This is a genomic window from Okeania sp. SIO2B3, assembly GCF_010672525.1.
Lineage (GTDB): Bacteria > Cyanobacteriota > Cyanobacteriia > Cyanobacteriales > Microcoleaceae > Okeania.
Window position 1 is genome coordinate 90,332 of the sequence record NZ_JAAHGH010000013.1, and the last position, 24,327, is coordinate 114,658.

Sequence of the window (24,327 nt, forward strand, 5' to 3'; positions counted from 1 at the left end):
AACTCCCTTGAAAACGCCATCTGTAGAGGCGCCATTCGGCAGCTCTACGGAACGCAAATTCTATTCGCCCTCACTCAATTTAGTGTCCGTGCGTAAGTCCTGATTGAAAAAGAATATAGAGACCTTCTATGGGAGGTCTCTATACAGCTTACTGGAAAAAGTATTAATTTTTGGAGATATCTAATGTCTGACTATTACCAAAGAGCGATCGCTAATTTCTGATTGAGAAATCTTCTGCTTCTAACAATGGACTACCTGTTAAAGTTGCAAATTGAGCACCATCACCGAAACCACTTGCACTACCATTAGGATTATAGAATAAGTTACCATTGCTACTGTTATAAACAATTACTCCATCAGAGGTTGCTGCCGCAGCATCACTATTAACTACATCAAATTCATCTGGTATGCTGAAACCTGTTCCTGAAGCACTGTTGATAGCGGTGAAACTGTTGCGGTCTAGAATAATTATGTCTCCTGGTGTTTGGGAAAAATCTGTAATTTCGTCTATACCAAAATCCTCTGGTTGAAATGCTTCATTACTATTGAAGATAAAGCGGTCAATACTAGCACCACCTGTAAGTATATCGTTTCCTGCTCCACCATTAAGGCGATCGCGACCAATACCTCCTAGTAGAGTATCGTCGCCTGCTCCTCCTAACAAAATATCGTTATTAGAGTTACCTACTATCAGGTCGCCACCAGCTCCTCCAAGTAATTGATCGCTACCACTAGCTCCACTTAGAGCGTCGTCACCATTACCACCACTAGCAGTGTCTTGACCGGCACCACCATTCACGGTATCATCACCATCGTCACCGTTGAGGCGGTCGTTACCAGCGCTTGGAGCAACGAAGTCATCACCATCACCAGCGTCAACTAGATCATCACCAGTGCCAGGATCGATGACATCATTACCATTGCCAGATTCGATCTCATCGTCTCCTTCACCACTATCAAAGAACTCATCTATATCTGCTTCTGGATCATCACTGACTAGCAAATTATCGCCATCAGTACCAGGAATTTCTAGCAAAATACCACTGCCACCGCTATCTGGATCGCCTATATCTAACTCGCTGGTATTCAGGTTAGCAATAAACAGACCTGAATCTAAGACTTGGTCGCCAGTATCAGCAACGCCTAACTTAACGGTATTTTCTCCCTGTTGGACGGGGGCAAAAACAGTTAGTTTAGAGCTGACTCCATCATATTCGATGGGAAGAATATTATTGGCATTATCAATGAAGTTGCCTAATGAGAGATTATTGCTGATAACACTTAAAGGTTGAGTAAGATCGTTGTTGAACAATGCAACATTGTTTCCATTAACAAAGACTCCTGCTACATCCACAAAGGAGGTGTCGGAAAACTCAGGAAACTCATCAGACCCAAAAATTAAATCAAAGGTTATAGACCTGACGGTGGGGTCTTCGATTACAAATTCAAACTCTAGAATGTTTGCATCCAGAACTTCACCAGCTCCAGAAAAAGCGCTGTTGGCCACAGCTTGAAGGTCAGGATCGGAGTTCCCCAATTGTTCAACACTATAACCAATTTCAGTATTTTGGTCGGGTGGGGAGCCATCGCCAGAAGTCAGCAAGATGCCTGAATCAATTCCTAAAGGCAGAGTACCATCATAAAATGAGGATTGACCAATGCCACTTGGGGAGGTGCCACCAACGCTAGGGGAGAGTGGAACAACCGCACCTTCAAAATTTATAGAACCAGGTATGACTGTCAAGTTAGCTCCTGGGTCTACAATTGCATCTACTAGGTCTTGGACTGTGTCTACTGTTGGGTCGAATTCTACGAATGCCATATTCTCTAATTCCTAAAAAAAATTAACAACTAAATTTCACAAATTAATGGTCAAATTGTCTATTCTAGGGGGTCAAATTTTGTACATTTGGTACAGTTAGCAATTATCCTCAGATTTGACCACAGCAAAGTTTAAGCTTCACAGGTATGCTGAACAAAAGGCAGCGAGTTTAAAGGGAAGCAATCTCAAATCCTACAGGACTTACCGAATAATTAATAATTAATAATTAATAATTAAATAATTCGCGCCTTGAAGCCGACCCTTTTAAGGGGAAAAAAAAAGAAAATATTCCTTATATTCAATCAAGAGCGGTTAAAACCCGAGGTAATTATCAATTATCTATTATCCATTATCAATTAATGAAGCACGGACACTAAATCAAGTGAGGGCGTCATTCTGAGCTTGGCGGAACGCCAATGGCATTTGCCCCTACAGATAGCGTTTTCAAGGGAGTTGCATGTGTCAGTCCTGTCCTAGTTTTTCGTATCTCATGCGTAAGTCCCGATCAATAAGAATTTTTTACTTTTGATTAGCAGATCCCATAAAATTGACTTTGCCATGGCCTATTGTTTTCAAAGATAATATATTTCTGAGCTAAACTGAGGTTATGCAAAAAAGAAATTTTTTAATTAAAGAAGTTATTCAGTGTATTGACTCCAACTCAACTATTATATCCAGGACTGATGTAAAGCCTTTGATTATACACAGGAATTACCCAAATTTACTTTTAAAGCATCATTTGTAGGGGCGAATGGTATTGGCGTTCCGCCAAGCTCCGAATGACGCCCTCGCTATATGTAGAGTCTCTGTGTAAGTCCTGATACATTAACTTTAGTAGAGTTGTCGCTAAATAGAGGGAAAAAAATCGCTCCAAGCTAGACAGAGCAATAATTCTAAGCATTTTTGCCTTTCAATAGCTACAATCCTTACAGAACAGGGTTATTGGGAGTTTTTAAAGTTATAAAGCGACAAGTCTAGTGTATGTTACAAAATACTCTACAGGTAAAGTCCTTGGGTAAGCCATTTATATCATTACTCTGGAGTAATAATAATATTAATGATATATTTTGAGCAAATATAATATGGCAGTTCTCAACTATTTGTAACAAATTAGAGCATAGATAAATAGAGAAAATGTCTGAAACTCTTACCCAGAATTAGATGAGCTATTGTTCTATAATTTATATAGATATTTTCTACACAACCATTCTCAGGATTGTTATATATTTATGTTATGAATATATGCAAAAAATATTTGATTATCTGACATATGAAAGAATTTTATACCTGGAAAAAATACCGGTGTGCTTACGAATTCTATCCTCAAAAAGAAGGAGATGGTTCTACCATACCTTTACTATTACTGCATCCTATTGGAGTAGGTTTATCTAAAAATTTCTGGCATAGGTTTTGTTCTTTATGGCAGGAGCGAAGTTTACTAAATCCTATCTATAATCCAGATTTATTAGGGTGTGGTGAAAGTGATATGCCATCTGTGGCTTACTATCCTATAGACTGGGCTGAACAATTACAATATTTTTTAGATACGGTTGTACAAAGACCAGTGATTTTAGTGGTACAAGGTGCTTTGTTTCCTGTGGCTGTATCTCTGGTGAAACTACAGCAAGAATCAAGTTTAATTGATGGGTTAATATTATCGGGTCCGCCTCAGTTGGAATTGATGACCAAAGCTGATTCACCTATTAGTCAAAAATTGAGATGGAATCTTTTTTATTCACCTCTTGGTAAAGTTTTTTATCGCTATGCACGCAGTCGAAAATTTTTAGATTCTTTTTCTAAAAAACAATTATTTGCTGATGAAGAGCGAGTAGATGAAGAATGGTTAGATACTTTAGAAAAAGGAGCAAAAAATCCCCAAAGTCAATATGCTGTTTTTTCTTTTTTAGCAGGGTTTTGGAGACAGGATTTTAGTCAGGATATTGCTCAAATTAATCAACCTACTTTAGTATTAGTAGGAAAGCAAGCATCAACTATTAGTAAAACTGAAGAAATTGAAACGCCAGAGCAAAGAATTAATAGTTATTTAAAGTTGTTACCTCAAGGAGAGGGTTGTCAAATATCAGGGCGAAACGTTTTACCTTATGAGTCAACAGAAGAGTTTATTAAAGCTGTTAGTAAATTTTCACAAAAGATTAGTTAATAATTTGACAACTTATAAAATTAATCGCAAAATTTCTCAAATGTAGAATAGGTATAAATCAAATGGATAAAGTTGCTAATAATATTGAAAATAAGGCAAAAAATAGTACTATTTTGATTGTGGACGATCATCCAATTGATTTGAAGTTGGTAATTACTGTTCTGGAAAGCTATAACTTTAAGGTATTAGTATCTGTTGATGGTGAAAATTGTTTGAAACAAGCAATAGAAAGTAGCCCAGATATTATTTTGTTAGATGTTTTAATGCCTATAATTGATGGTTTTGAAATCTGTAAGCGCTTAAAAGCAACCCCAGAAACTACAGATATTCCTGTAATATTTATGACTGCTTTATCAGATATAGAAGATAAAATTACAGGATTTGAGTTAGGAGCGGTAGATTATGTTACCAAGCCAATCATAATAGATGAGGTTTTAGCAAGAGTAAAAGTACATATACAACTGCGACAACTAACTGAAAAATTAAAGAATAAAAATTTACTGCTGCTAGAAGAAATTACACAAAGAAGAGCAGCAGAAGCAAAACTTAAAGAAACTTTGCGGCAGTTACAAACAGCTCAAAAGCAGATTATTGCTAAAGAAAAACTTGCGTACTTAGGTACTTTAACTTCAGGCATTGCTCACGAACTTTGTAATCCTCTTAATTTTATTCAAAATTTTGCTCAACTTTCCACAGATTTAGTTGAGGAACTCATGGAGGAATTAGCTTTAGAAAGTAATAAAATGGAAGCTGAAAAATTTGAAGAATTTCAAGAAATTGTTAATGATATTAAACATAATTCAGATAGTATTTACCAACACGGTAAAAGAGCAGAAAAAATCATTAAAGGTATGGTAAGACATGCACAGATTGACAACAATAACTTACAATATAGCGATATTCATAAGATGCTAAATGAGTCATTGCAATTGGCTTGTCAGAGTCTGTGGGCAAAACAGAATGTTCCGATGAAAATTAAGACTAATTACGATGAGTCAATTAGTAAAATTAACTTATCATTTTCTGATATATTTCAAGCTTTTATGAACATAATTGATAATTCTTGCTATGCTCTCAAAACTAAGTTAGAACAACAGACAGCTGCTAATCAAGATTTTAATCCTACCTTATCTGTAGAAACCTACAATTTAGGAGAAAAAGTAGAAATTCATATCTACGACAATGGTATAGGAATAAGCTCAAAAATTAAAGATAAAATTTTTGACCCTTTTTTCACTACTAAACCTCCTGGAGAAGGAGTAGGTTTGGGTTTATCTCTCGTTCATCAAATTATTGTTGGACAACATCATGGCAGTATTAAAGTGGAAACCCAAGGGGGAAAATATGCTGAATTTATTATTGAAATTCCCATGACTAATTCTACAAATTTTCTACCAGAGCAAGATTAAAATTAAGTATGTCTGAAAATTAATTTGAAAAAGATAGTTTAGGTTGGGAATTCCACAAGTTACAACAAAAAATTGGTGAATGGTGGGAGCTTCAAACTTATCAGATTCTTTTCAAGGAGAGGTAATAATTAATAATTAATAATTAATAATTAATAATTAATAATTAATAATTAATCAGTACTTACGCAAATTGACTTTCAAAGCACCATTTGTAGGGGCAAATGGCATTTGCGTTCCGCAAAGCTCCGAATGGTGTCCTCACCATAAGTAGAGTCTCTGCGTAAGTCCTGTTAATTATTAATTGTTGAACTAATACCATTTCTCCATGAAGTTATATCATGTTCCCCCTCCGGGGGAGCTACGCTAACGGATAATCAGTTATAATAAAATTTAAGGACTTTGGGTACCGACAGTACCAAAGAAATACTGAAATTATTAATACCCCATCTCCAATATTTCATAAGTATTTCTCCTTTCTTCCCTCCAGAGGACTGACTCCTGAGGACTGAGGACTCACAACAGTTATTTATAAGTATTCAACCGAACATGATATTACACTTAATATAAAGATCAGAATAGTCAGTGTAATAAGGTCTGAACAACAATTATTAAGGGCATTTTTACAGATAAATGGTATAAAAATTAAGGATAAAAGCTTTTCTCTGGCGGCACTACAGGCTTTTAACCTACAAGCATAAACAAGCAAAAATTTTTCCTACCGCATCAATCCTATCCGTTTTCAAGGAGAGGTAATTGTTAATTATTAATTATTAATTTTTGAAGGATAAAATACACTATCAAAGTTTTTATATTCGCTCAAAAAAAGCTAGTAATTACGCTTTTTATCTTAATATATTGACTAATAATTTATAGTTAAAAACTTACCATTTGCCAATTATTAATAATAAAAAAAATCTGACTTTTTTCCGGAACTATACCCGATACTCTTGTTCCACTATATATATATCAAATTCAATTAGTAAAGCAGTGCAGGAATTAATGACTTTGAGTGGAAGCCAAACTTCTATCAACTTGTCCTACATTGTGTTACATTGAATTCAAAAATTATTGATATTTTATATTATTGTAGATCAAAATACAAAAGTGTGGAGAAAAGAGTGAGCATAAAAAATAACTATAATTATCAATCTCGTCAATCAGGAATATTTAAGTTTATTATATTTAGCACAATCGCACTCATCCTCATTAGCTTAATGATATTTACTCCAGGAGCAGCATTAGTAGAATTTAAAAATTCTACAGCTCCAGTAGTTTTAGATGGGCGACCAATACTCAAAATTAGCAGTGCAGGAGAATATACTGCCCAGAAAAGAGCCGAATTAATTGAAAAAAAGTTATTAACCGCAGTTTCATCATCAAAACCTATAGATTTAAAAGTTAAAACAGATGAAAAACTACCAACAATTTGGTTAAATGATGCCTATCTATTAACTGTTACTCAAAAAGATGTTTTTCCAGGAAGTAATCTAAAAGAGCAAACAGAAATTTGGGTAGAAAAAATTGAGGAATCAGTAAAAATATCCCAAAAAGAACGCTCTTTAAAATTTATGGGCAAGACATTAACTAAAGTAGGATTAATTATTAATAGTGCCATAGTAATAAACTGGCTATTAAAATTAGTATGGCGAAAATATTTATATCAAGTTATATTGTTTATTTTGGGAAATAATGGCATTTCTCATCCTGAAGAAAGCAAAAGTTTATCTATATTAATTAGTTTAAGTTTGCTAGTTACGAGAATAGCTTTATGGGTAGGAACAATTCTGTATATTACCAATAAATTTCCCCGAACTCGACAGTTTAGTTATCAGTTTACCGATACCTTAATTTCCACCTTTACTTCTCCGGTAATTCATTTGGGAAATCAAACATATTCTGTACCCGATCTATTAATTTTAGTAGGTTTAGTCTGGGTATTAATAATTGGTGTTGGTGGAATAACTAATATTTTAAGATCACGCATTTTACGAGTAACCGGAATTAACCGAGGCGCTCAAGAAGCGATCGCCACTATGACCAAATACAGTTTAATCACTATTGGAGCGATCGTATTATTGCAAGTATGGGGTTTAGACTTGAGTTCTATTACCTTGTTAGCGAGTGCGTTTGGCGTTGGTATTGGTTTAGGTTTCCAGGATATTGCTAAAAATTTTGGCAGTGGTTTAGTATTACTGTTTGAGCGACCGATACAGGTAGGCGACTTTGTAGAAATTGGAGAATATCAAGGTACAGTTGAACGCATTGGTGCCCGCAGTACAATGATTAAAACTTTCGACCATGTGTCTATTATTGTACCTAACTCCCGGTTTTTGGAGGCGGAGCTAATAAATTGGGATCACGACCACCCAGTTTCTGCGTTGCGGTTACCAGTGGGAGTTGCTTACGGATCTAATGTAGACGCAGTACGTCAAGCTTTATTAGATGCAGCAGCAGCAGTTTACCCCGATGTATTATCGATACCAGAACCACAGGTTTTGTTTATTGAGTTTGGAGATAGTTCTCTAAATTTCGAGTTACGAGTATGGACAGCGGAACCGAGCAAACAGGAAATTATTAGGAGTGACTTGTATTTTAAGATCGAGGCAATATTGCGGGAGCGTCAGATAGAAATTCCGTTTCCGCAACAAGATTTACATTTGCGGTCTGGGAATTTACCAATTGATTTATCCCCACGAATGGAAGCGATGTTGATGCAGTTTTTCCAGCAGGGAAGCAATGGCAAAAAAGTTAATTTGACTGGAAAGGAGGAGCAGAATTAATACCAAATTTGCGGAAGGAAGGCAGAAGGCAAAAGGTTTTTTCCCATTGCTACCTTAATTTTATACACAAACGATGCTACCGGACATGATATCAGGAGTCAGGAGTCAGGAGTCAGGAGTCAGGAGGAAATAAAGAAGAAGGAAGAGGAGAAGAAGGACAAAGTTTTTTGCCCACGCTCCTATCCGGACATGATGTAAATGGCGATCGCCTGTTTTTGACTGTCTATTTTTCACCTTGGCGGAGCAAGTGCAGCAGCTACTATATTAGGACTGACGCACCTGCAACGTATTTTCATCCTAAGTGACCGACAGGGAAGCAATCTCAAATCCTAGTTTTTCGTACCTCATGGGCAAGTCCTGATGTTTGCTAAAGGGCAAAAATAGGGTAGCGAGAGAGACCTCAATCGTTGTCGATCATGTGGACATCTTTTGCGCAGACGCCAGTGTATGTCACTAGGACATCAGCATCGAGCTTGGCCAGTGGTTTGGGTGTGTATTTGTAGTGCTGTACTTTAGCTTTAGGTTCTAATGCTGCCATAGAGGCGATCTGTTCGGGAATTTGATTGGGCATACAGATGGAACCGGAATTTTTATAGATGGTTTGTGTATCAATGTGTAGAAAAAGAAGAAATAATAGATAGCAAAATGGAATTGAATAAAGAAATAGGAGTTGCTCAAACACCACTATCAGGTTTTATTATATGTGCCTAAACTTGTAAATCTTAGAAAAAACAGTTGATGCTCCAGGCAGATAAGTTATCAGTAATAAAGGCCAGAGAATAGGTAAGCACCATAAAATTTCCCGTACAGCAAATAACCCTTTTCTTGTTGCACCGTTGGGTAGTAAAATATGCAATTCTCCGCGACATTCCTCAAGTAAAATGTGCGAATGGGTTCGGGACAAGTTTTGCCATCGTACTTCTAGATCGCTATAGTTAAGACGTTTGAGCCAGTCAAAATAACAGAAGAACGTGATTAAACTAAATATAATGGGGAGACAAACCATCGTAGAGAATCTCTAGTTTATTCTGATTTTGGGAAAACTTTTGACGGCGCGAGAAACTGTTTATAATTGATGTCCAGGGAATAAAAACTGAATAAATCGCAATGTATTGGAAAAATGGTGCTGCCTGAGCTAAATATATTCCAGTGTGGAAAGCTGTCCCCATAGGAATATAAACCCAGACTAACCTCGGAAAAATTAGCACTAGGAAGAAAGTAACTTCAAATAAAATTGCTACATAGGAAAATATTAAGGCTAATATATATTTTTGACCCAACCATATTCCTAAAGGTCTATCCCATGTTAGTGCATCACTGAGTAAGTAGGTTTGAAGAGTATAGCCATTCAACCATTCTAGTCCTCCAGCTGACAACTTGGCAAATCCTGCACTGAAATATACAAAAGCAAACATCCACCAAAGCAAAATAATTGGCCATCTCGCAAAAATACTTTGCTCTTCTGTAAGATGAAAGGTGGTAAAATTTTTATTCTTAATATTTAGTTTTATTCTTTCTCCTAGATCGTCAATAGATAAAACCCTACCTGCAGGACTTAAAGCAAGTATTAAAAGTGCTATCATCATTAAAGCATCTGGATGATGGAATCTGCCAAAGGAGTAAACATAAGCTTGGAGAAATAAATTACCTACAGCAAAAACTATCAAACTAAAGTTAGTCTTAAATCCAAATAAAGAAAAAAAGCCAGCAATAATGGTTAACCAAAATAGACTGATTAAAAACCAATCTGGTGGAGGAGTATTTAAACCGAAGGGCAAACTTAAAAGTTTGACTATCAATGTAGGATTATATTTTGCACCAGGACGGTTAGCTCTCTCAAGTATTTGACCTAAGAAGTCATTCTGCAAAATAATTTGATTTAGTTGAAAAGCAATTATTATAATCCGACATATTGCTAAATTCAGTAGCGGAGATGGTTGAAACCAGTATGACTCCCAAATTCTCCCAAGTTGATTTAAGTTTCTAGAAAGATTTATAGATAAAATCATTTTATTTGCCTCTAAAATTTAATGTATTCTGTTGTTTTGTTCTGAGGTTTTATTCCTTCTTTTGAAATAACAAAAGACTGCTTTTCGAGACGTATACCTATCAATTTTTTGTTATATTGTTTTTGATATATATCGACAAATTCATTAATCACTTTGTTTTTTTTGCTTCTGATAGCCGGAAGATAAAATCTTCTAAACCAATAAGGGCTTAAATTAGCATCGCGTATGTTGAGATTTTGATTAGTGATAGAAACTTCACTTAAATCTTCTAAAATTCCAAATACATTTAATTGAGTAACTAGAGAGCCTGGTTGTTTAGCTCCTTTGTACATGGGGTATGATAAAAAAGGATATAGATAAGGGTCGCAGGGCATTTTGAAAAAGCAAAAGATTCTCAAAGCAGTTAGAGCTTGAAGAATGAGAAAAGTTACAATGACGAGAGATGCTATTGGGATTGATATTAAACTGAAATTTAATTGAGATTTATTTAACATAATACTAAAATGTTTAATTAATTTATTTCATTTTTACGCTAATTAATCAAGAAGATCGAGAGAATACAAATTATAGTCATTCTTAATAAGATTAGGATACTTTTTTAGCTGAAATTCTTTCAAGGCAAGAAACCCTTGTCTTAATCTTAACTGGAATAACAATAGCAGATGTGAATAAGTAATTTTATAACGTTTCTCAAGTTACTGAGGTACAGTGTTGATTTCATTAATTAGATAATGGATAATTGATAATTACCTCGGGTTTTAACCGCTACGGAATTGAATATAAGGAATATTTTCTTTTCTTGGTCTCATGGATATGGCGCAGGTTTCGGAGCCATCTCTCGACCGCTTTTTTTCCCTTAAAAGGGGAGACTTTAAGGCGCGAATTATTTAATTATTAATTATTAATTATTAATTATTAATTATTCGGTAAGCATTCAGCTATTAGCGGTCAGCTATTCCTACGGAATACTTACGCAAACAGCTTTTTAATGAATGAATGAAGTAAGCATTTGCTTAACTTCTCAGCATTTTTAAACAAAGAGTTGAAGCACAAGAACAGCAAGCTTAAATAGTACACTAAAGGTAATAAAGCTGTTTGCGCAGCATTCCGGAGGAAATGCTTAGGTGTTGATTTACTTTGCTTTGTAACGTTCCTGTCCACTAGGATGCCACCTCGGTAAGATGATCATAGTCAGTGTAGTCAGAGCTGAGTAATAATTATTAAGCGCATTGTTACAGAGAAATAGTATTAGTTATAAATCAAATATTCTTGTAGGAAACTTCCTTCTTCTTCCCTCAACCAAACTCCCCAATCTTTATACTATTAATTTGTAAGCATTTCCTGCAGAATGCTGCGCAAACAGCTATTAGCTTCAGCTCTCAGCTCTTATGAGGGAGTTTAAATGAATATAGACTGTTTTAGCTGGCTTTTGTAGTAAGATTTAATTCTGACTCAGTTAGTAAAGCTTTTATCTCAAACTAAAAACAATAGCTGATAGCTGATAGCTGATAGCTGATAGCTGAAGGTTAAATGCTTACGTTAATTTAATCATTAACATGAAGAGTAATTTTGTTATCTTGAAGTTTCTCTGATATCCAACGCTCAAATAATTCACCGTCTAATTTTTTCCTAATTTCAGGATTATCTAAAGAAGCACCTTGTAACTGCTCTAACCTAAATAAACTCCAATACTTATTAGTCTGAAATGGTCCTAAAATATCGCCAGGATTAGCTGAATTAATAGTATTTCTCAAATCTTCTGGCAAACTACTTAAACTAACAGCACCCATAATACCATTAAAATTTTTATCATTTGTCACTGAATATTCCTTAGCTAAATCTTCAAACCTGCCTCCTTCTTCCACAATTTTTCGACGCAAAGCATCTGCTAATTCTTTATCTTCCACGACAATTCTAGATAAAATCACATAATCTAGACCTGCTTTCCTTTCATTAAAATATGCTTCTATTTTTTCTGCAGTAATAGAATCTCTTAATTGCTTTAGTTTAAAAGAATTTTCTATCTGTGATTCTAAAGCATTATAGTTAATTCGATTTTGTTGTAACCATTCTTGAAATTTTTGTTGGTCTTCCAGCTTTCTTTGCAATCTAAAATCAATCATAGCCTGTTGAATAACTGCTGGACTTACATTAATATCTTCCCTAGATTGCATTTCTTTTTCTATCACATATTGACGGACAATTTCTGTGACAAAAGACTGTAATTTCCCAGATGCTTGTAAATATCTTAAACCTTGTCCCCAAGATAATTGTTCTTCACCTATAGTTAATAGTGGTTTAGATTCCATTTTTAATATTCCTTTCTTTAGATAATCTTACTCCAGACTTTAGTCTATCCCAACCAATCATTTTTTGAATCTGCTTTTACTAAATCTTTAACTGAATTTTCTTGAAGAAGGAAGAAGGAAGAAGAAAGAAGAAAGAAGAAAGAAGAAAGAAGGAAAGACCGAAGGACTGAAAAAGTGGATGGCCATAGTCAACGACCGACCACTTCCTGTCTACAAAACCCAAGGAATAGACTGTTTTAGCCAGTTTTTGTAGTAAGATTTAACTCTGACTTAATTAGTAAAGCTTTTATCTAAAACTAAAAACAATAGCTGATAGCTGATAGCTGATAGCTGACGGCTGAATGCTTACTAGAGCATAATACCAAACTATAGCTAATAAAATTGCAGCGATCGCCCCGATTAAAGTATTGATAATATTTACTATTTCATTGGTTAACCATTCAAACCGAGATTGTACAGTTGCCCCAATCACACTTTCTAAATTAGTAGCAATAAAAGCTGCAACAACACAAAAAGCTATTCCTGTCAAGTCAATTAAACCTACAGACCAACCAACCAGAGCGATCGCCACGGAAGCTACAATACCAGCTAAAGTCCCCTCTAAACTCACAGCACCCTCGGTTCCTCGTGGTACTGGTTGTAGAGTTGTAATTAAAAAAGTTCGTTTACCATAAGCTTTTCCTACTTCACTAGCACAAGTATCAGAAAGCTTGGTGCTAAAACTAGCCACATAACCCAACATTAGCAGAAATGGTAAATTCTCTATGGGAGGATGATTTGGGTACAACAGACTAATAACCCAAACTCCCACAGCACAGATAGCAGCAGTCAGAGCTGAACCCCAAACATTTTCTGGCCCTCTAGCCCCTTCTCGTTTTTCTGCAATTCCTGCTGCCTGCTTTTGGGCCATTCCAATGCGAGTAACACCAGAGCCTACTAAAAAATAAAAGGCCACCACTAGATATCCAGGCCAACCCAAACTACCCCAAATTATTACTCCTAATATCCAAGCATGAAGTATTCCTGCTGGGGTTAACAATTTTTTAGGGGCAAAATAAAGGAGACTGAGTAAGATAGTATTTAAGTTGATAGCTATTAGCCAGGGATTTATAGAATTAATTGCAGAAAACATAGTATCTACTCATTGGAAACATCTATTTTAATTTTAACTTGAAGAAAGAAAGAAGAGTATGGAAAAAAAGCAAGGGTAAAACACATAAGCATTTCTTGCGGAATGCTGCGCAAACAGCTATTAGCTGTCAGCTCTTAGCTCTTATGAGGGGATTTTAATATATAGACTTTAAAGCCAGCTAGAGAGCGTAAAATTTAATTCTCACTCAATTAGCAAAGCTTTTATCTAGAACTAAAAAAAGCAATAGCTGACGGCTGAATGCTTACAAAACATCCCCAACTTCTTAAAGAAACTCAAATCCAAAACTGAATACTTCTTCTTCCTTTTTGTTTAAATTTTATCAGATGTTTTTAGTCAAAAATATATTGATCGATTACTAGGAATTAAACATGAATCAAGTTCTTTTTCACTTAGCTTTTCCCGTTAATGATATTGCTCAAACAAAAGATTTTTATGCTGATGGTTTGGGTTGTGAAGTTGGTAGAGAATCTTCAAATTCTGTTATTTTAAATCTTTACGGTAATCAAATAGTTGCTCATGTTGCTAAAGAAACTGTAGAACCACAAAAAGGAATTTATCCGAGACATTTTGGTTTGGTTTTTACTCTAGAAAGTGACTGGGAAGCTTTGTTGGAACGTGCCGAAAAAAATAATTTGAAATTTTATCAACAACCTAAGCGACGATTTACAAATTCTCCTTTGGAACATCGTACTTTTTTCTTAGAAGACCCGTTCCATAATTTGCTAGAGTTCAAATATTATTGTCATTCAGAAGCAATTTTTGGCTGCAATGAACATCAAAAAGTTGGCGATGCTGTAGCAGTTTAAATTAGTCTAGTTGTTAGATATGAGAAAGCTCTCAAAAATAGACTTATTGTAAGAAGCATTCAGCCGTCAGCCATTAGCTATCAGCCATTAATTTTGGGCAAGTTCATTAATTGATAATGGATAATGGATAATTGATAATTACCTCGGGTTTTAACCGTGTATTAGAATTTGTTTCTGGAGATTGTACTGAATAAAGAGACAAAACTCCACCAACAATATCGGATTTTCAAGAGTATAAAAAAATCGGTAAGTTTTGGGTTGATTAATGAGGGATTAGGATTCCATTTTACGGCATTTATGAAGTTAAAAAAGCTGCTGTAGAATTATATAGTTTGGCTTCTAATTATTATGAATTTGTAGAGGCTAATGAAAGGGATCATTTTCCTATTCCACAGTTAGGTATTGAATTAGGAATTTGGCATGGGAGGTATAATCATATGGAATTACATTGGTTGCGTCGGTGGGATAATCAAGGTAATTTATTATTGACTGGTGAAGAACTTGCTCAACAAAAATATCAACGTGCTGAGAGATTAGCAGAAAAATTACGTCAAATGGGAATAAATCCAGACCAAGAATAAAGGTAAGAAATATATAAATTATTTAGAGCGATCGCTTACTTTTTCTCTAGGAATATAGTGAATAAGCAAATACATCTTTTCAGAAATTTCCTGGTACTAAAATCAACTGATAAAATTGACATTTAATTTTGACTTTAGAGCTGCTTTTAATTCCTCAACAATTACTTTAAAAACTTTTTCATCTGACACCATCCAAGCATGAAGTAAAACATTTATTTTGATGTCTCTCCCCACTGGTATTTGAGAACTTCTAGCAGGCAAAATCATCGCATCATAAGGAGTCCAAATAGAGGTAAAATTTATCTGCTCTAATAAAGCAATATCCTGGTTTAAATCTTCCATAAAATCACTTTTTGGACGCATCTGCTTGGGTGCTGCTAAATTTAAAGCGTAAGCTGTTAATGTGCCGTTGTGAGGAGAAGAAATGGTAATAAAACGTTCTACTCTTTCTATACCACCTAATCTTTGAACATAGTAACGACTGACTATTCCTCCCATACTAAAACCTATTAAATCTAAGGGTTGATTAGGTGGAAATGTTTTGCTGATATAATCATCGACTTGTTGAGCTAATTTATCTAACCCTAAAATACCGTAATTAGGAACTAAGTTCAGAGAATAGACATCCCAACCTAAGTTTTTGAGGTATCGAGACATTCGATCAAATATTCTAATAGTGTCAAAAATTCCGTGGATTAGTAATACTGGATTACGTTTATTCAAACTGTTCATATTCCTGATTTATCTAAATGTTGGCATTTATACCCGCGCTCTCCCGTAGGGGAGCTGAGTGATGGGAATGCCAATCAATCTTGCGGTTTTACACATAATCTGTTAAAATGTCAAAGTCGAAAAGCAAACAGTAGATGGTTGAAAAAGCGTACAAATTTAGGTTTTACCCAACTCCAGAACAGGAAAATCTGTTGAGGAGAAACTTGGGTTGTGTACGTTTGGTCTATAACAAAGCTTTAGCTGCAAGAACTCAAGCTTGGTATGACAACAAAGAGCGAGTCAGCTACAGGCAAACTTCCGCTATGCTTACCAACTGGAAAAAACAGGAAGATTTAGATTTTCTCACAGAAGTAAGCAGTGTTCCATTGCAGCAAGGCTTAAGACATTTACAAATAGCTTTTCCTGCGGAATGCTGCGCAAACACTAACTTTTTTAGTGGGCGAGCTAAATATCCTAACTTCAAGAAAAAGCGCAACGGTGGTAGTGCTGAATTTACAAAGTCTGCATTTAAGTGGGAAAATGGTCAAGTCTATTTAGCCAAATGTGCAGAACCATTACCCATTAGATGGAGCAGGCAACTGCCCCCAAACTGTGTGCCTAGTACAATTACTGTCAAACTTGGCCCGTCTGGTAGATGGTCTGTATCTCTAAGAGTTAATGATACCAGAGATTTGAAGCTTAAGCCAGTCAAAAAACAAATCGGGATTGACTTAGGGATTACCAGTTTAATAACTACCAGTGATGGAGAAAAAGTAGCTAACCCTAAGAATCTGAACAAGCTACACAAAAAACTGAGGTTAGCGGGGAAGTCTCTAGATAGAAAAACCAAGGGAACAAATAACTATCATAAAGCCAGACTTAAAGTAGCTAGAATACACGCCAAGATTAAAGATTCAAGACTTGACTACACCCATAAACTGACAACCCAACTAATTAGAGAAAACCAAACGATAGTAGTTGAGGACTTGGCAGTAAAAAACATGGTCAAAACCATAACCACCCCCATCCCCTCCCGGGAGGGGAGCAAGAGGGGTGGGTAGTGATGCTAACTGGGGAGAAATAGTCAGACAGCTAGAATACAAAGCAGAATGGTATGGAAGGGAGTTAATCAAGATTGATAGATATTTTCCGAGTGCCTCTTTCAGAGGAGCTTCGCTAACAAAACGTTGTTCTAACTGTGGTCATGTAGTAGAAAAATTACCTCTAAAGATTAGAGAGTGGGATTGTCCTGAGTGTGGTAGTCACCATGATAGGGATATAAATGCAAGTATAAACATTTTGCGGATGGGAACCCGCGTCGGCGAAAGACGCAAGCGGTCAGACCCCGCGCCGCCGATAGGCGCAAGGGAATGCTGACCAAGAGAGGGAACGCCCACGCTCGAAGGCTGCTGGGCTAGCAGTGTCAGTCTGCGGAGCGACCGTAAGATCTGAAGGGAACAAATCCCAGAGGACAGGTGCGATGAGGCAGAAAGCCCCTAACAGCAATGCTAGGGAATCCCGCGCTGTCTCGTAAGAGCAGCGTCGGGAGGATGTCAATGTGCTTATCTTCATTCTAAATTTTAGAGTGTAGCGATCGCTATTCTTTTGTTGAGTAGGACAATTTTTTTACTGGTATAGCAGAAGAAAGAAGGAAGAAAGAAGAAAGAAGAAGGAAGAAGGAAAAATATTGTGTTGTCTGAGCTTTAAGCTTTTGATATGTCCTAACCTTTCCTTCGACTGCTATAGCACTACAAGAATTGGTTAAGAAATTTTTCAATCCTGTTTCCTGAAGGATTCCGCAGGAAAAAACCTTTTACGCCTGTTATTCCCTGTTCCCTCTTCCCTAATTAGGGTTTGCTGAATAAAGTATGAGTGGTAGGTGTAGGAGACAGGAGACAACCCACCCGCGGGGCCCTCCGGTGGAGGGGAAGACAGCTATACTGGAGAAATGGAAATTATAGAGGAGGTAGTCGGGTATATTTGTCCCAAGATTGTTCTGCCATAATCATCCCAAAATACTAGCATGCATGAGCTTTTTGGGTCGAAAACAGGCGCACTTTTTAAAGGCCTAAAAAAGCTGAAGCCAATATCTGTCAGTGCTTTGATATTTAATCAGCAAGCCCTAATTATTAGTATATATGTCAACAATTACAAATTTTTTGGCTTCTGATTTTCTCCAATTGCCAATTTTATGATGCATCTATATAATATATTTATAGTTAACGTAAAGTTTTATAAATAAATATAGACAAAAATTACGTTAGCTTCTAATTTGAACATATTAAGAATTTAACTGTAAAATTGTTTACAGAAAATCATTTTAGGAGATAAAAATAATGTTAGCTTTTATCGGAGGATTGTTCGCTGGGGTATTTGGTATCCTGGAAAATCTGCGGGGAAAGAAGTCTGATTATTTATTAGAATTTGACGATGCTAAGGGCGCTAATGAACCAAAGGAAGAATCTACTCAAGCAAGTGTAGCAGCACCAGAACCTACTACAAAAAAAGAAACTAAACCTGCTAGTCCTGAAACTCCAAAACCTGAAACTCCAAAAATTGCTAAAGCCAAACTTTCTGAGGCTAAAAAAATTGCTAAAAAAGCTGAAGCTGAAAATGGTACTCCTGCAGTGGCAACACCACAACCTCCTGTAACCGATATTAAAGTTTCCCAGGAATCAGAAGAGGTAGTATTATTTGCTCCTAACTTTTTAATGCCAAAACCTACAGCAAAACGTCGTAGTCCTGGTCCTAGTATGGGTATGTTTCGTGGGATGGCTAAGGATTTGAACCTGCCAAGATAGTATTTGATCAAGAACTTAAAAATAAAGGGGTAAAAAATTTAGCTTTTAACTTTATATTTGCTATGTTAACCCCCTAATTTTTTAAGAATACTAATGTACTGTATAAATGAAAAGCTGGGTCCCACATTGTTTCTATTTTGCGCGATATATCAATGTAATATTTGAGGCGACTTAATAATTGAGTGTAATCTCGACTTGCGACTTCTCCAAAAGAAGTAAAATCAGACCAAGTTGTTACTTTAGCTAATTTTGGGTTAATCATATTTACTAAGTCATTCCATTTACTTCTATTAGTAGTTTTTAGTGTTAATAGGGATTCATCTTGAGTCTGAACCTTAGAAGTAATTCCTTTTTGATATTGATAATTTTGGTCGCAAAATCTAATAATACTACGCCGACGAGAAAGATGTAAATCTAATATATTGGCATAATCTTGAGTCATTTGTTTATGACGGATTTTTTCGGAACGTCGCCTAGGATCGTAATCCATAGCATTCATAAAAATAGGTAATAACCCCTCAACTTTATCTACTACTTCTGACCATTGAAAATTTAAACTACCCATTTGATCTTGTTCATTTAGACAAACAATACTTGCCTCAGAAGAAGAAATAGATTGAAAATATTGAACTCTAAATATATTTATCTTCTCAATATCTGATATTTTTGCCCAAAATACAGGAATGCCTGCTTTGAGCATTTCTTCACCATAAATTTTTAGTTCCCCAATAGCTCCAAGACGATAAATTCGCCAACCTCTACTTTGTAATTGCATTCTAGCTGTATAGGGGTCAATTTTCATAATTCTAGCTAGATTTTTGGCAGCTTCCTGTTTATTTTCTTTACTAATAGCTTCAATAATAAGTAATCCTGGTTCAGTATTTTTCGGGTCAGATTTAGCAGTGGCGATCGCCTGTTGCTGGTGTTTTTTCTCTATAGTTTCTATTCTTTGTAAACCTTGACGTGCTTGTGCAACTACTTGTGGATTTGTTGCATCTTTGAGCAATTTTCTATAGAATTTTTCTGCTGATTCTAATTTATTTATTTCTTCATACCATCTCCCAATATAAAGTTGTACCCACAGATTTTGAGGATGTTCTTTTTGTAATTGTTTTAGTAATTTGGCTGCCTGTTGATAGTTTTTTTGTTCTAGGAAAGTAGCAACTTCTTTTATTTCTTTCATATATAATAGTTCTATTTAAGCTGCCAGAAAATATCTCGGAAAAAGGCAAGAGCAGTTCAATAATTAATAATTAATAATTAATAATTAATTATTAATTATTACCTCTCCTTGAAAACGGCTCCTTGAAAACAGATAGGATTGATGCGGAGCGTGAAAATTTTTTCTTCTCTTGGTCCATTGGAGTCCAGCGAGGTATCCTCGCTATCCCACCCTACTAGACTGACACAGCTAAAAATGTGCATTAGAAAATAGGGGGGTGAGGGATTGAAATAACCGGGTGATGCGGTGATTATCAAAAAGCCTAATGCACTATTTTAGGCGTGTCAGTCCACTACTGGCGCGTCAAGCTTGAAATAGTGTGCTAGGAAAATTCTCCAAACCTTAGTCATAGCAAGAATTATACTCAAAAATTTAATACATCATTTTCAGCTTGACGCGCCAGTAGATCGAGATAGACAAGTTAATAAATTTCATAATTCTGTGCCACTTCACATAAAATTAGTATAATACCCAACACCTACTACCTAAGACCTACGACCTAACACCTAATTCTGTGCAGCCTCACATAAAATTGTTATAAGTCTTGACATCCTCCCGACGTTGCACTTGCGTGACAATGCGGGATTCCCATCCATCAAAACAAGCGAAGTTGAATTGGCTCAGGGCGGGTAGACGACTCATTGCTGCTGGCTAGCTTTTCACGGCGAGTCTTACGGCTGCTCCTCGTCTTGTTTAATGTCTCGGACTGCCCGCCCGCGACTACAGCCTCCTGCGGAGGAGCTACCCTAACAAAAAGTGATAGTTGTAAAGGATTCTCAAGTGCCTCTTTCAGAGGAGCTTCGCTTTCAACAATTTCCTCAACTTTGGTTATCGGTTGAGTTATTTCTGCAATTGTTTCACTAACAGTATTAAGAATATTGATAGCAGCATTGATATCACGGTCATGTACAGTTCCACAATTTAGACAAGTCCATGCTCTAACATCTAATTCCTTTTTACCTCCTTTAAAACCGTATGGGAGAACAATGCATGGAAAGTAGGTTCCCACCTAGAAATAACTCTAAATTCTCTCCCATATTTCTCACATTTGGCCTCTGTTAAAGTTCTAAATTGTCTCCATCCTAAATCACTAATTGCTTTGGCTAATTTGCGGTTTTTAACCATACCGGAAACCTTTAAGTCTTCTAATACGATAGTGTCGTATTTTTTGACTAAATCATTTGATAGCTTGTGCAGGAAGTCTGTTCTAATATCCTTAATTTTGGCATGGAGTCTAGCTATTTTCAATCGTGGTTGAGCCTTAATCCCTTTCCTTTTACCAGTACAACTATTAAAGAAGTTTCTGTAAGCTTGCTCTAAGTCTTTGAGAGACTGTTGTAATGGAGTAGAAGCTACCTCTTTTAACCAAAGTAATTCTCACGCATGCTTGTGTTATGAATTGTTTAGTTAAATCAGTATATGAAGGCTTTTTAATACCATTAATATACAACTGATTACAATGTGCTAAACTTTGATTCCAAACATACCGACAACAACCAAATAATTGATTTAATTTAGTTATTTGGATATGGTTTGGATAGATGCGGTATTTGTACCTAGCTTTCAATTTGATCGACCTGTTACTAATATTAGTTGCTATATCATAGCATGGGTTGGTATTCCCATACGACGCTAAAGGTGCGGGAGAGCGCGGGTCTTCTACCAACATTTAGATAAACACTACTTATTTCATAGTTAATAGTTTTAATTTACTACATATATTGTTTTTGCGTAAGTTTTGTATAACTTGGGATTTTTATCTTTTCTTTTGCGGGTTTAATACCCTACCGTTAACGGGGGTGCTTAAAATTGTTTGGGGTTTGTAGAAATGAAGTGATGTATCGAAGACTATCCATAAGCATTCTCCTTCTGCCTTCTTCAATTAGGTAGATTTGGAAATTATGAATGAAACTTTTATTTTGAAAGTTTGAAATTATGAGGTTATACCAAACCTGGTTATCAAAAGGTACTTTTTCCAAATCTATTCTAATATTTATGCTTTCTACTTTGCTTTCTTAATCAAGATACTATCATTGCAATTCTGACATAGGCAATAGTCATAATTAAACATCTATAGAAAATATACTTCCTGTTTTTTCTTCTGAAAAGCTTTATCTGTAAGCTTTTTAAGGTTTAATAATTGGTAAAAAAAACATCAATATAAGTTAAGATTATAGTATATTGTTAAATATATTTGAAATTTAAACTCAATTTTCCAAAAAAAGTTTAAATGAGCTATTTAGGGGAAAAAATGGGGGTAATTTGAGTGCGATCATGCTTTTGTTGGCCATTCATTCAAAGTTTTGATATGTAAGAGATACAGGGTGGTTGCTTGTGAAGAAATTTTCGTGTATTTTTGAGGTAAGTAATTCGCTCTGCGTAGGTGCTTATTAAAATGAAAAAGAGGATTAGTGAGTGGAAGTGCGATCGCGCTAGCGTAACGTAGTTTTATCGCGTAATAGAACCCATTTAATATCTTTACTTTATTATTACCAGTATTCATGCTTAATTCATAGCGTTGGCGGAGCAAGTGCGGCAGCTACATCGCTCTTTTATATTACTTTAATATTACATCTTGAAGTGCGGAATGTGGGTTGCAATTGTTTCTCTACAAACTCCTGTCAGTGTTCCGAATACTCCGGCTTCTGGTCATCCCCTAGGAATTGATATTGGAGTTGATAAATTCTTCGCAACAACTGAATTGTGAATTGATTGAACGTCCAAAGTTTTTAAGCCAACGACAAAGCAAGTTGAAAGCGAAGCTCCTCAGTAGGAGGCAATTACTGCAACGTAGATTAAAGTTAAAATCATCCAGACAGAGCAAATCGACATAAGCTTAACCAAAAGATAGCAAGACTTCATCAAAACATATCAGACACCCAAAAAGACTTTCACTTTAAGCTAGCTCATCATTTATGCGACCAAGCAGGAATGATATTCGTTGAAGAGCTAGACTTGAGAACCTGGGCTGAAGGAATGTTAGGTAAACATACTTTAGATGCAGGTTTCGGTCAGTTTTTCAAGCCTTTTGGCTTGGGTATGCAGGAAACAAGGAAAAATTTTTCTTGTTTCTCCTTGAAAGGAGAGGCTTTAAACCTTAATTATTCGGTAAAAAAGACCTGTCTGAGCGTGAACATAAATGTCCTGAATGTCACTACCCAATCAACCGGGATGTAGCAGCAGCAAAAGTGATCTGTCATGGAGGTGTCACTGCGGCCTTTGCAGACCGTGGTTCAACAAATTGACGCTCGTTGGCGTACTGTCGGGGACTGGCAATAGTCTAGATAAGTGCCACTCAAGTAGTAAACCGCGCCGATGCGAGGTTTGGGTTTCTCACGTTATAATCTTCGATTTAACCGCAGAGGATGTCAAACTTTTCTTTTCTCTAATACAGCAGCAACTAGAGATAACGCTACCAAAGGAGCTGTAACCGCTCTGAGAATACGTTTACCTAGAGAAACAGCTTGGAAACCTGTAGCGATCGCTGCTTCTACTTCCACATTAGTCCAACCTCCTTCCGGACCTGTCATTATTACTATTGATTCTGGTAGTTGATTATCTAATAAATTTTCCAGTAAAGAAGAGTAGTTATTACGAGCGACACATATATATTTGTAATAATTAGATAAAGTTTGATGATCGAATAATGATAAAGCTGCCGAATATTCCATAGTTTCTCTGATTATTGGAACTACTTGACGCTCTGATTGTTCAGCAGTTTCACGGGCAATTTTTTGCCACCTTTGTAACTTTTGCGGACTAGGTTTTAGTAAAGTTCTAGAACTTATAACTGGCAAAATATGAGTCACTCCTAATTCTGTACTTTGCCGAACAATTTCATCAAAATTATTTCCTTTGGGTAAGGCAGAAATTAGAATCAGCTCTATTGGTAGTTCATTTTGAATAAAAATTTCTTTCTCTAAAATTGCATTGACTGTACTTTTTTTAGAGGTTTCTGCTTTAAGTTTCGCTAACCAAGAATTACCTTGACCATCCATTACAATAAATTTGTCTCCTTCCCTTAGTCGTAACACTCGACTTAAGTAATGCTGTTGTTCAGCACTTAGATGTACTTTCTGTCGCTCAATTTGGTGGGGGGCGATCGCTAATCTTTGCAAATCAGCCATATCTAGAAAAAAATTTAATTGTTCAAACTTGGTTATTCTTACATTAGACATCTCCTCTAAAAGAGGGAGTAGGGAGTAGGCGGAAAGAATTAATGATTTATGTACAATAATTAATTTGATTTTTGATGATTGGAGATGTCTATTGGACTTCTGGCGGTCGTTAATCTCAAAGCCTTGTCATATCATCTCCGATTGAATATTTATAAATAAGGGAGTAGGGAGAATATAAGTAGATTTGCTCTGTATAAGAAAATAGGTTTTTTTATTGATATAATACTTGAGCAAAAACTTAGTTTCAATCAGATGTCTATTTGAATATTTATAAATAAGGGAGTAGGGAGAATATAAGTAGATTTGCTCTGTATAAGAAAATAGGTTTTTTTATTGCTAATTATCTGGACTTGATATAATACTTTGAGCAAAAACTTAGTTTTAA

Annotated in this window: 20 protein-coding genes and 1 pseudogene; 9 read left to right on the forward strand and 12 right to left on the reverse strand. The window is 35.8% G+C overall.

The features are described from left to right. Positions 1–211 precede the first annotated feature (211 nt). The gene (locus F6K15_RS13990; RefSeq protein ID WP_293061664.1) at positions 212–1,822 is read right to left on the reverse strand and encodes a choice-of-anchor L domain-containing protein; all 1,611 of its coding nucleotides are present in this window, start codon (positions 1,820–1,822) and stop codon (positions 212–214) included. A 1,270-nt stretch (positions 1,823–3,092) separates the two neighbouring features. Here F6K15_RS13990 and F6K15_RS13995 point away from each other — a divergent pair. The 3 genes from F6K15_RS13995 (at position 3,093) to F6K15_RS14005 (ending at position 8,172) form a co-directional block, all read left to right on the forward strand. Beyond that, positions 3,093–3,983: an alpha/beta fold hydrolase gene (locus tag F6K15_RS13995; RefSeq protein WP_293061665.1), complete on the forward strand. Its 891-nt coding sequence runs from the start codon at positions 3,093–3,095 to the stop codon at positions 3,981–3,983. A 62-nt stretch (positions 3,984–4,045) separates the two neighbouring features. Then, positions 4,046–5,392: a hybrid sensor histidine kinase/response regulator gene (locus F6K15_RS14000; protein ID WP_293061666.1), complete on the forward strand. Its 1,347-nt coding sequence runs from the start codon at positions 4,046–4,048 to the stop codon at positions 5,390–5,392. 1,118 nt (positions 5,393–6,510) lie between these two features. After that, entirely contained in the window at positions 6,511–8,172 is a 1,662-nt protein-coding gene (locus F6K15_RS14005) for a mechanosensitive ion channel family protein (protein ID WP_293061667.1), read from the forward strand. 400 nt (positions 8,173–8,572) lie between these two features. Here F6K15_RS14005 and F6K15_RS14010 read toward each other — a convergent pair whose 3' ends face one another. The 5 genes from F6K15_RS14010 to F6K15_RS14030 form a co-directional block, all read right to left on the reverse strand. Next, on the reverse strand, positions 8,573–8,743 hold the full coding sequence (locus tag F6K15_RS14010; protein WP_293061668.1) for a hypothetical protein: 171 nt from the start codon (positions 8,741–8,743) through the stop codon (positions 8,573–8,575). 409 nt (positions 8,744–9,152) lie between these two features. After that, positions 9,153–10,181 (reverse strand): HTTM domain-containing protein, encoded by a 1,029-nt coding sequence (locus tag F6K15_RS14015; RefSeq protein ID WP_293061669.1) that lies wholly within the window; start codon positions 10,179–10,181, stop codon positions 9,153–9,155. Between the two features lie 11 nt (positions 10,182–10,192). After that, positions 10,193–10,675, reverse strand: a complete 483-nt coding sequence (locus F6K15_RS14020; RefSeq protein ID WP_293061670.1) for a hypothetical protein — start codon at positions 10,673–10,675, stop codon at positions 10,193–10,195. A gap of 1,050 nt (positions 10,676–11,725) precedes the next feature. Beyond that, positions 11,726–12,490, reverse strand: a complete 765-nt coding sequence (locus F6K15_RS14025) for a peptidylprolyl isomerase (RefSeq protein WP_293061671.1) — start codon at positions 12,488–12,490, stop codon at positions 11,726–11,728. Between the two features lie 286 nt (positions 12,491–12,776). After that, positions 12,777–13,622, reverse strand: coding sequence for a TIGR00297 family protein (locus F6K15_RS14030; protein WP_293061672.1), 846 nt, complete (start codon positions 13,620–13,622; stop codon positions 12,777–12,779). A gap of 389 nt (positions 13,623–14,011) precedes the next feature. On the opposite strand from F6K15_RS14030, the gene F6K15_RS14035 reads away from it, so the two are divergent. Continuing rightward, the gene (locus F6K15_RS14035) at positions 14,012–14,449 is read left to right on the forward strand and encodes a VOC family protein (RefSeq protein WP_293061673.1); all 438 of its coding nucleotides are present in this window, start codon (positions 14,012–14,014) and stop codon (positions 14,447–14,449) included. A 332-nt stretch (positions 14,450–14,781) separates the two neighbouring features. Next, on the forward strand, positions 14,782–15,030 hold the full coding sequence (locus tag F6K15_RS14040; RefSeq protein WP_293061674.1) for a hypothetical protein: 249 nt from the start codon (positions 14,782–14,784) through the stop codon (positions 15,028–15,030). Positions 15,031–15,132: 102 nt separating this feature from the next. On the opposite strand, the gene F6K15_RS14045 is transcribed toward F6K15_RS14040, so the two are convergent. Beyond that, positions 15,133–15,762: a triacylglycerol lipase gene (locus tag F6K15_RS14045; RefSeq protein ID WP_293061675.1), complete on the reverse strand. Its 630-nt coding sequence runs from the start codon at positions 15,760–15,762 to the stop codon at positions 15,133–15,135. A 134-nt stretch (positions 15,763–15,896) separates the two neighbouring features. On the opposite strand from F6K15_RS14045, the gene F6K15_RS14050 reads away from it, so the two are divergent. The 3 genes from F6K15_RS14050 (at position 15,897) to F6K15_RS14055 (ending at position 18,542) form a co-directional block, all read left to right on the forward strand. Further along, a complete protein-coding gene (locus F6K15_RS14050) occupies positions 15,897–16,802 on the forward strand; it encodes an RNA-guided endonuclease InsQ/TnpB family protein (RefSeq protein ID WP_375341064.1) in 906 nt (301 codons plus the stop codon). Continuing rightward, positions 16,795–17,118, forward strand: a complete 324-nt coding sequence (locus F6K15_RS39080) for an RNA-guided endonuclease InsQ/TnpB family protein (RefSeq protein WP_375341065.1) — start codon at positions 16,795–16,797, stop codon at positions 17,116–17,118. The genes F6K15_RS14050 and F6K15_RS39080 overlap by 8 nt, the downstream gene beginning before the upstream one ends. Positions 17,119–18,077: 959 nt before the next feature. Then, positions 18,078–18,542 (forward strand): hypothetical protein, encoded by a 465-nt coding sequence (locus F6K15_RS14055; RefSeq protein WP_293061676.1) that lies wholly within the window; start codon positions 18,078–18,080, stop codon positions 18,540–18,542. Positions 18,543–18,615: 73 nt separating this feature from the next. Here F6K15_RS14055 and F6K15_RS14060 read toward each other — a convergent pair whose 3' ends face one another. The 4 genes and pseudogenes from F6K15_RS14060 to F6K15_RS14070 form a co-directional block, all read right to left on the reverse strand. Further along, positions 18,616–19,725 (reverse strand): lipopolysaccharide assembly protein LapB, encoded by a 1,110-nt coding sequence (locus F6K15_RS14060; RefSeq protein WP_293061677.1) that lies wholly within the window; start codon positions 19,723–19,725, stop codon positions 18,616–18,618. Positions 19,726–20,359: 634 nt separating this feature from the next. Then, complete coding sequence (locus tag F6K15_RS38350) at positions 20,360–20,773, reverse strand: zinc ribbon domain-containing protein (protein WP_363267939.1); 414 nt, start codon at positions 20,771–20,773, stop codon at positions 20,360–20,362. Further along, positions 20,710–21,045 (reverse strand): annotated as a pseudogene (locus tag F6K15_RS14065) (RNA-guided endonuclease InsQ/TnpB family protein); the annotation flags it as partial. The pseudogene F6K15_RS14065 and the gene F6K15_RS38350, both read right to left, overlap by 64 nt. 10 nt (positions 21,046–21,055) lie before the next feature. Continuing rightward, positions 21,056–21,433, reverse strand: a complete 378-nt coding sequence (locus tag F6K15_RS14070) for a helix-turn-helix domain-containing protein (protein WP_293061678.1) — start codon at positions 21,431–21,433, stop codon at positions 21,056–21,058. Positions 21,434–22,695: 1,262 nt separating this feature from the next. Between F6K15_RS14070 and F6K15_RS38355 the strand changes: the two genes are divergently transcribed. Beyond that, the gene (locus F6K15_RS38355) at positions 22,696–22,941 is read left to right on the forward strand and encodes a hypothetical protein (protein ID WP_363267941.1); all 246 of its coding nucleotides are present in this window, start codon (positions 22,696–22,698) and stop codon (positions 22,939–22,941) included. A gap of 191 nt (positions 22,942–23,132) precedes the next feature. On the opposite strand, the gene F6K15_RS14080 is transcribed toward F6K15_RS38355, so the two are convergent. Beyond that, positions 23,133–23,891 carry a 16S rRNA (uracil(1498)-N(3))-methyltransferase gene (locus tag F6K15_RS14080; protein ID WP_293061700.1) on the reverse strand — a complete coding sequence of 253 codons (759 nt, stop codon included), beginning with the start codon at positions 23,889–23,891 and terminating at the stop codon, positions 23,133–23,135. Positions 23,892–24,327 lie beyond the last annotated feature (436 nt).

Bases quoted from the DNA above. Each gene is read 5' to 3' on its own strand.
- F6K15_RS13995 (WP_293061665.1), top strand. From the start codon at position 3,093: ATGAAAGAATTTTATACCTGGAAAAAATACCGGTGTGCTTACGAATTC.
- F6K15_RS14055 (WP_293061676.1), top strand. From the start codon at position 18,078: ATGTTAGCTTTTATCGGAGGATTGTTCGCTGGGGTATTTGGTATCCTG.
- F6K15_RS14030 (WP_293061672.1), bottom strand. From the start codon at position 13,622: ATGTTTTCTGCAATTAATTCTATAAATCCCTGGCTAATAGCTATCAAC.
- F6K15_RS14080 (WP_293061700.1), bottom strand. From the start codon at position 23,891: ATGGCTGATTTGCAAAGATTAGCGATCGCCCCCCACCAAATTGAGCGA.
- F6K15_RS14035 (WP_293061673.1), top strand. From the start codon at position 14,012: ATGAATCAAGTTCTTTTTCACTTAGCTTTTCCCGTTAATGATATTGCT.
- F6K15_RS14050 (WP_375341064.1), top strand. From the start codon at position 15,897: ATGGTTGAAAAAGCGTACAAATTTAGGTTTTACCCAACTCCAGAACAG.
- F6K15_RS14020 (WP_293061670.1), bottom strand. From the start codon at position 10,675: ATGTTAAATAAATCTCAATTAAATTTCAGTTTAATATCAATCCCAATA.
- F6K15_RS14000 (WP_293061666.1), top strand. From the start codon at position 4,046: ATGGATAAAGTTGCTAATAATATTGAAAATAAGGCAAAAAATAGTACT.
- F6K15_RS14070 (WP_293061678.1), bottom strand. From the start codon at position 21,433: ATGTTGGTAGAAGACCCGCGCTCTCCCGCACCTTTAGCGTCGTATGGG.
- F6K15_RS14025 (WP_293061671.1), bottom strand. From the start codon at position 12,490: ATGGAATCTAAACCACTATTAACTATAGGTGAAGAACAATTATCTTGG.
- F6K15_RS14045 (WP_293061675.1), bottom strand. From the start codon at position 15,762: ATGAACAGTTTGAATAAACGTAATCCAGTATTACTAATCCACGGAATT.
- F6K15_RS13990 (WP_293061664.1), bottom strand. From the start codon at position 1,822: ATGGCATTCGTAGAATTCGACCCAACAGTAGACACAGTCCAAGACCTA.
- F6K15_RS14010 (WP_293061668.1), bottom strand. From the start codon at position 8,743: ATGCCCAATCAAATTCCCGAACAGATCGCCTCTATGGCAGCATTAGAA.
- F6K15_RS14060 (WP_293061677.1), bottom strand. From the start codon at position 19,725: ATGAAAGAAATAAAAGAAGTTGCTACTTTCCTAGAACAAAAAAACTAT.
- F6K15_RS38355 (WP_363267941.1), top strand. From the start codon at position 22,696: ATGATATTCGTTGAAGAGCTAGACTTGAGAACCTGGGCTGAAGGAATG.
- F6K15_RS14015 (WP_293061669.1), bottom strand. From the start codon at position 10,181: ATGATTTTATCTATAAATCTTTCTAGAAACTTAAATCAACTTGGGAGA.